The sequence below is a fragment of the Alkalimonas sp. genome (assembly GCF_020831925.1).
GTDB lineage: Bacteria > Pseudomonadota > Gammaproteobacteria > Enterobacterales > Alteromonadaceae > Alkalimonas.
On the sequence record NZ_JAFIFQ010000028.1, the window covers coordinates 45,170 to 51,660 of the forward strand.

Genomic DNA, 6,491 nt, shown 5'->3' on the forward strand with positions numbered 1-6,491 from the left:
TATGTTACGTTTACAACCAGAACAACTACAACAAAAGCTGGATTTCATCGACCATTACTTAAGCGCCCAGAACGCCGCCGATGGCTCGAAAATGGATGCCAACGCCAATGTCACCCAGAAAAACATCGCCACCTTAGAAGCTGAGCTGATGAAAGACATCTTTATTCAGGTCAATCGTGGCAAAGTCAGCCAGAAAATTGCTGAACTCTTTGGTCCTGAGCTGGCAGAAGAGTACGGCCGCCAAATCGAGCAGCACGAGATCTATGTGCACGATGAGACCAGCTTAAAGCCTTATTGCGTCTCGGTGACCCTATACCCTTTCTTGCGCGATGGCCTGACCAAGCTGGGTGGTGAATCCAAAGCACCGAAGCATCTGGAATCGTTCTGTGGCTGTTTCGTTAACTTTGTCTTTGCCATCAGCAGCCAGTTTGCCGGCGCCGTCGCTACCGTCGAGTTCCTGACGTACTTCGACTACTTTGCCCGTAAAGACTATGGCGATAACTACCTGCAAACCCACCCTCACCTGATCGCCAATCACTTGCAGCATGTGGTCTATGCCCTGAACCAACCCGCCGCCGCCCGCGGCTATCAAAGCGTGTTCTGGAATATTTCGGTGTACGATCAGCATTACTTCGACAGCATGTTTGGCAGTTTTGTATTCCCGGACTTCACAAAACCAGACTGGCACTCAGTCGATGCGCTGCAGCACTTTTTCCTCGATTGGTTTAACGAGGAACGCAAAAAAACCATCCTGACCTTCCCTGTGGTCACCGTCGCCATGCTGACCGAGCAAGGCCAGTGCAAAGATCAGCAGTTTGCCAAAAGCATGGCCAAACAACTGGCCAACGACAGCTCATTTTTTGTGTATTTGTCGGATAATGCCGACTCATTAGCCTCCTGCTGCCGGCTGCGCAGTGAAATTAGTGACAACACGTTTTCTTACTCGCTCGGCGCCGGTGGCGTCGCTACCGGCTCCATCAATGTCATTACCATCAATATGAACCGGCTGGTGCAGGATGGCCGCGATCTGGCCACCGAAGTCGACAAGATCCACAAGTACCAGGTGGCCTACCGCAAGCTGATGGAGGAGTATCTGGCAGCAGGTTTACTCACCGTATACGACGCGGGTTTTATCTCACTGGATAAACAGTTTTTAACCATCGGCATCAATGGCATGGTCGAAGCCGCCGAATCGCAGGGGCTGGTGGCCAGCAACAACCCGGAGTACATTGCTTTTGTCCGTGAGCAGCTGAAAAGTATTTTTGATGCCAATAAAGCCGCCAAAGCCAAATACGGCTATCTGTTTAATACCGAATTTGTACCGGCAGAGAACCTGGGGGTGAAAAATGCCAAATGGGATAGCGAAGATGGCTACCAGGTACCGCGCGATTGCTACAATTCCTATTTTTATGTGGTGGAAGATGAGCAGACCAATGCGCTGGATAAATTCCAGCTGCATGGCAAAGAGCTGCTGGATTATCTGGATGGCGGCTCGGCGCTGCACCTGAACCTGGATGAAAAACTGGATGAAGACGGCTATCTGGCCATGCTGAACATTGCCGCCCATACCGGCTGCAATTACTTCTGCGTCAATGTCAAAATCACCATCTGCAATCAGTGTGAGGCCATTGATAAACGTACCCTGCACCACTGCAGCAGCTGTGGCAGCCAGGATGTTGATCACGGCACCCGGGTGATTGGTTACTTAAAACGGGTATCGGCCTTTAGCAGCGGCCGGCGCAAAGAGCATGCGCTGAGGCATTATCATCGCGCGCCTCAGCCACTCCGTGCTCAGCCCACAATACCCAAAACACCTCAGGCCGTTGCCGCAGAAGCTTAATCGCCAAACGGCTACCCCATTCGGGGTAGCCACTGCCTCTTTTGCCTAGTCGGCTCTGCACTCTTTGGCTGCTACACTGTGCAGCATACGTTCTACCAGTTTCAGGTATTCTATGTTTTCAACCTATTCCCAGTTTATTGAGATGGCCTACCATCAGGCTGAGCCACAACGACTGCTGTTTGTGCTCACCAAAATGCAACTGCCGAAAGATGCAACCCCAGAGCAACAAGCCCGTTTTGAGCAAGGCGAAGGCGGTTATCTGGAATCAGTCCTCTGCGTGGATAAGCTACCGGAAGACGTGCGCGATTTTGCCGCTTTCGTCGAAGAGTCCAAACAAACCGAACTGGATTGGGACATCGCTTTTATTTCCAGTATGGAAGGCCGCGCTGGGTTTGCGCCCAATTCCGACGAAGCAGTACAGCCGCTAAAGCTGATGGTACAGCGCATTGAAGCCGGCCAGGTGGCGAATTTCCTGGCGGTGAATAAGCAAGGTGAATTGTTGCAGTTTCAGTAAAAGTTTATAACGATCTACCAACTAACTACCAATACAAGAACCGTATTTGAGTACCCATCAAGCTCTGGTTCAGGCATAGTTCTGATAAACTAAAAATAGGCTTCTCCTGGTTGGAGCGCCTGTAGATCACCCTCTTGATGTAGTTGCTCTAAACCCGGTGTGATTCAGCTATTTACAACAAATTCGGCGTAATGTTAGAGAGAAAGCTACACAAACAGCCTCCAGAGCCGCCAAACCAGTGTTAGACTACATTGTTGATTCAGTCAGAAGAGTTGCTATTGATGCAGCAAAACATCGTTTAGAGCGCTTTATAAATCCAAGGTTTTATTAATGAAGCAACAAGACACTAATCTTAACTCTTGGCAAGTAGCTGCTGGCTGGTTACTCATTACAGCGCTCACCATTTTTGGCTTCGTCTATTTCTGGTATTACTTATAACTTCCACACCGGCAAAGATGCCAGTTCGTAGCTTGGCACAAAATTGCTTGTTTCCTATACTGGTAACTACTGACTGAATAATGAGGATACCGTGATGCGACTTTTTGCTCTCTTAGTACCTGCTCTATTGGCTGCCCTGTTCTGGGCTTTTAGCGCGACAGCACACCATGGCTGGAACTGGGCTGAAAGCGAACAAACAGAAATGACTGGTACCATTACCGAAATCTATATCGGCCCGCCACACCCACGCCTGATGATCGAGACAGAGCAAGGCCCCTGGCAGGTAGATCTTGGTAACCCACGTCAAACCCGTGATGCTGGTTTTGTCGAAGGGGAAGCCGCCGTTGGCGATCTGGTGCTTATTCGGGGTCATCGCTCCAACAACAAGGATGAACACATTATCAAAGCGGTCCGCGCCACCATTGATGACAGAGTGTACACCTTCTATCCAAGCCTGCTGCGTGAAGACCAATAACCGCTGTTAAAGTACGGTCATCATGCTCACTGAACTGCTGGTCAGCCTGGGTGATACCGCGCTGGCCAGTTGGTTGCGCCAATCCAGCATCGGATACCCGCTGCTAAGCAGTGCCCATATCCTGGGTATCGCCTTGTTACTGGGTTCAGTGCTGATACTTGATTTGCGTTTGCTGGGTATCACCGACCGTGGCGACTTGACCATGCTGGCACCCATACTCAGCCGCTTTGCAGCCTGCGGCCTGTTGCTTGCGCTGGTTACCGGCCCCCTGCTGTTTAGTGTCCAGCCAGCTCACTATCTTGCCAACAGTGCTTTTTTGCTAAAACTCGCTTTATTGCTGCTGGCTTTGCTCAATATTCTGCTGGTGCACCGGCTACCACACTGGCAAGCCCTGCTTGATGGTCAAAGGCCTACTCTTTTTCTTAAAATCACCGCCCTGCTATCATTGCTGCTCTGGCTGGCCATCTTGCTGGCCGGGCGCTGGATCGCATTTGTTTAGACTTCTGTGCCAAAACATAGCCAACCTACATACGCTCAGAGGTACTACCCAAAAAGTTACACCCACCAAGCCCAATGGAAATTAACTGGTTTTCTATGCCAACTGGCCCTGATCCAGGGCTGGTACAGCTTCTGCCAATCGCGTAAGCAAGGTAACCAATGATTTGGGCAGCCGCTCATGCAGCTCAATGGTATCCAGCAGGTTTTTCACCGCCATGGCCAGCTCGGTATCGCCCAGCAAGGCCAGCTTGCGGCGGAAAAACAGCGTGTCCGGGTCGGCTTGCTGGGTGATCAGCTGCAGTAAATCCTGGCTGTTGGCCCGAAACAACACATCCTCTGCCCCATCGGCCAGCACTGTTAACCGGCCTTGTTGCAGTTGCAGGTAAAACTGATAATTCAAATCAGCCACTTCGACCTTCACGGTTTTACCGCTCAGAAAATCCAGCTCCCCTACGGTTAACTCCTGACGGAAAAACCAGTTCATTTGCTGTTCCAAACCAAAGCTGCTGATGGGCTTTGGCAGTAGCCGAAGCGCTGTGCCTACCCACAAAGGCCCGCGCACTACCACCTGTTGGATAACCCATTTTCTATTTAACATTCAATAACTTCCAAGCCTTTAATCCGGTACACTGATGATACTAAAAACAAGCAGTTCTTGTTTAATCTACATCAAAGTTTGATGCGTTGCTTGCTGCCACACTGGGTAAGTTCCGGCAGCAACAAGCGCAGGAGTTCGTATGGAATTACTCTGCCCGGCTGGCAGTGTGCCAGCCTTAAAAGCCGCCATTGAACATGGCGCCGATGCGGTCTATGTTGGTTTAAAAGACGAAACCAATGCCCGGCACTTTGCCGGCTTAAACCTCGATCAGCTGAAACTAACAGAAGCCGCTGATTATGTGCACCGCCATGGTCGCAAACTGCATGTCGCCATCAATACCTTTGCTCACCCAGGCAATTGGCAACGCTGGCAGGAGGCGGTGGATAGTGCAGTCAAAGCCGGCGCAGATGCGCTGATCTTAGCCGATATGGCGGTGCTCGGTTATGCAGCCGAGCGCTACCCGCAGGTAGAGCGGCATTTATCGGTGCAAGCATCGGCCACCAATGCCGCTGCCATTGAATTTTACCGCCAGTACGGCGTGTCACGGGTGGTGCTGCCGCGGGTATTGTCGCTGCAACAAGTGCGGGCGCTGGCGCGTACCTGCAACATCGACCTGGAAGTCTTTGCCTTTGGCAGCCTGTGCATTATGGCGGAAGGCCGCTGCTATCTGAGCTCTTATTTCACCGGCGAGTCGCCCAATACCGCCGGTGCCTGCTCGCCTGCGGCTTTCGTTCGCTGGGATGAACACGACGGCCAGCTGGAGTCGCGCTTAAATGGCGTGCTGATTGATCGCTTTGCCCCGGATGAAACCGCTGGCTACCCGACCCTGTGCAAAGGCCGCTTTGATGTGGATGGCGAGCGCTACCATGTGCTGGAAGAGCCGACCAGCTTAAATACCCTGAGCCTGCTGCCCGAGCTACACAAAGAAGGCATTGTTTCGCTGAAAATCGAAGGCCGCCAACGTAGCCCGGCTTATGTCGCCAAGCTGACCAAAGTCTGGCGTGAGGCGATTGATACCCTGCTGCAGGACCCGGCGCACTTTGAAGTCGCCGCCAACTGGCAACAGGTGCTGGCTGGCTTATCGGAAGGCAGCCAGACTACGCTCGGTGCTTACCATCGTTCCTGGAAATAAGCGCATGGAACCTATCGCACAGGAAATAAGGAATCTCAGATGAAGTTTTCCCTTGGCCCTATTCAGTATTTCTGGCCCAAAGCCCAGGTGCAGCAGTTTTACCGCCAGGCGGCTGAGTCCGCCATTGATATCGTCTATCTGGGCGAAACGGTGTGCAGCAAACGGCGTGAGCTGAAACTGGATGATTACCTGCAACTGGCGCACATGCTGCGCGAAGCCGGTAAGCAGGTTTGTTTATCCACCATGACACTGCTGGAAGCACCATCCGAGCTGCGCGAACTGCGCCGTTACTGCGAGAACGGCGACTTCTTAGTGGAAGCCAACGATGTCGGTGCTATCCAGATGCTGCAAGAACAAGGCATCACCTTTGTCTGTGGCCCGGCGATCAGTTGCTACAACCAGCACGCACTGCGCCGTTTGGTCGGCATGGGGTTGCAGCGCTGGGTGCTGCCGGTGGAGTTATCGGAGCAATGGCTGCGCGATTTGCTCAGCCAAAGCTGCATTCAGGATATTCGCGATTGCTTCCAAACCGAGCTGCTGGCCTTTGGCCATTTGCCGCTGGCCTGGTCCGGCCGCTGCTTTACCGCCCGCTCGGAAAATCGCAGCAAGGATCAGTGCGAGCTGTGTTGCATCAAGTACCCCGAGGGGCGCACCGTCACCAGCCAGGATGGCAAGCAGGTGTTTGTGCTCAATGGCATTCAAACGCAATCCGGTGATCGCTACAACCTGATCAACCAGTTGCCGCAAATGCATGGCCTGGTTGACATTGTGCGGTTAAGCCCACAGCATGAAGGGACCTTTGACTGGCTGGCAAAATTTAAAGCCAATCTGCATGGCGAGGCGCCGCAGCCATTGCCTGATGGTGATTGCAACGGTTACTGGTTGCAGCTGGCTGGCATGGCCTCCGGTTGAGTGTTGAGTGTTGAGTGTTGAGTGTTGAGTGTTGAGTGTTGAATGTTGAATGTTGAATGTTGAATGTTGAATGTTGAATGTTGA

Annotated in this window: 7 protein-coding genes; 6 read left to right on the forward strand and 1 reads right to left on the reverse strand. The window is 52.2% G+C overall.

Annotated features, from left to right (window positions below; translation table 11 throughout):
• The first annotated feature begins 1 nt into the window (after position 1).
• The 4 genes from nrdD to JJU14_RS10310 all read left to right on the forward strand — a co-directional run bounded on the left by nrdD (position 2) and on the right by JJU14_RS10310 (position 3,766).
• Complete coding sequence (nrdD, locus tag JJU14_RS10295; protein ID WP_228613216.1) at positions 2 to 1,840, forward strand: anaerobic ribonucleoside-triphosphate reductase; 1,839 nt, start codon at positions 2 to 4, stop codon at positions 1,838 to 1,840.
• Between the two features lie 112 nt (positions 1,841 to 1,952).
• A complete protein-coding gene (locus JJU14_RS10300; protein ID WP_228613218.1) occupies positions 1,953 to 2,354 on the forward strand; it encodes a ribonucleotide reductase subunit alpha in 402 nt (133 codons plus the stop codon).
• Between the two features lie 532 nt (positions 2,355 to 2,886).
• Positions 2,887 to 3,267 (forward strand): hypothetical protein, encoded by a 381-nt coding sequence (locus tag JJU14_RS10305; protein WP_228613220.1) that lies wholly within the window; start codon positions 2,887 to 2,889, stop codon positions 3,265 to 3,267.
• Positions 3,268 to 3,289: 22 nt separating this feature from the next.
• On the forward strand, positions 3,290 to 3,766 hold the full coding sequence (locus JJU14_RS10310) for a DUF6644 family protein (protein WP_228613222.1): 477 nt from the start codon (positions 3,290 to 3,292) through the stop codon (positions 3,764 to 3,766).
• 93 nt (positions 3,767 to 3,859) lie between these two features.
• Here the strand turns inward: JJU14_RS10310 and JJU14_RS10315 are convergent, their stop codons facing one another.
• The gene (locus tag JJU14_RS10315) at positions 3,860 to 4,363 is read right to left on the reverse strand and encodes an SCP2 sterol-binding domain-containing protein (protein WP_228613223.1); all 504 of its coding nucleotides are present in this window, start codon (positions 4,361 to 4,363) and stop codon (positions 3,860 to 3,862) included.
• Between the two features lie 139 nt (positions 4,364 to 4,502).
• Between JJU14_RS10315 and JJU14_RS10320 the strand changes: the two genes are divergently transcribed.
• Complete coding sequence (locus tag JJU14_RS10320) at positions 4,503 to 5,495, forward strand: peptidase U32 family protein (RefSeq protein WP_228613225.1); 993 nt, start codon at positions 4,503 to 4,505, stop codon at positions 5,493 to 5,495.
• A gap of 39 nt (positions 5,496 to 5,534) precedes the next feature.
• Positions 5,535 to 6,407, forward strand: a complete 873-nt coding sequence (locus tag JJU14_RS10325; protein WP_228613227.1) for a U32 family peptidase — start codon at positions 5,535 to 5,537, stop codon at positions 6,405 to 6,407.
• Positions 6,408 to 6,491 lie beyond the last annotated feature (84 nt).

Coding starts and splice junctions, on each gene's coding strand:
- nrdD (WP_228613216.1), top strand. CDS start 2: ATGTTACGTTTACAACCAGAACAACTACAACAAAAGCTGGATTTCATC.
- JJU14_RS10300 (WP_228613218.1), top strand. CDS start 1,953: ATGTTTTCAACCTATTCCCAGTTTATTGAGATGGCCTACCATCAGGCT.
- JJU14_RS10305 (WP_228613220.1), top strand. CDS start 2,887: ATGCGACTTTTTGCTCTCTTAGTACCTGCTCTATTGGCTGCCCTGTTC.
- JJU14_RS10310 (WP_228613222.1), top strand. CDS start 3,290: ATGCTCACTGAACTGCTGGTCAGCCTGGGTGATACCGCGCTGGCCAGT.
- JJU14_RS10315 (WP_228613223.1), bottom strand. CDS start 4,363: ATGTTAAATAGAAAATGGGTTATCCAACAGGTGGTAGTGCGCGGGCCT.
- JJU14_RS10320 (WP_228613225.1), top strand. CDS start 4,503: ATGGAATTACTCTGCCCGGCTGGCAGTGTGCCAGCCTTAAAAGCCGCC.
- JJU14_RS10325 (WP_228613227.1), top strand. CDS start 5,535: ATGAAGTTTTCCCTTGGCCCTATTCAGTATTTCTGGCCCAAAGCCCAG.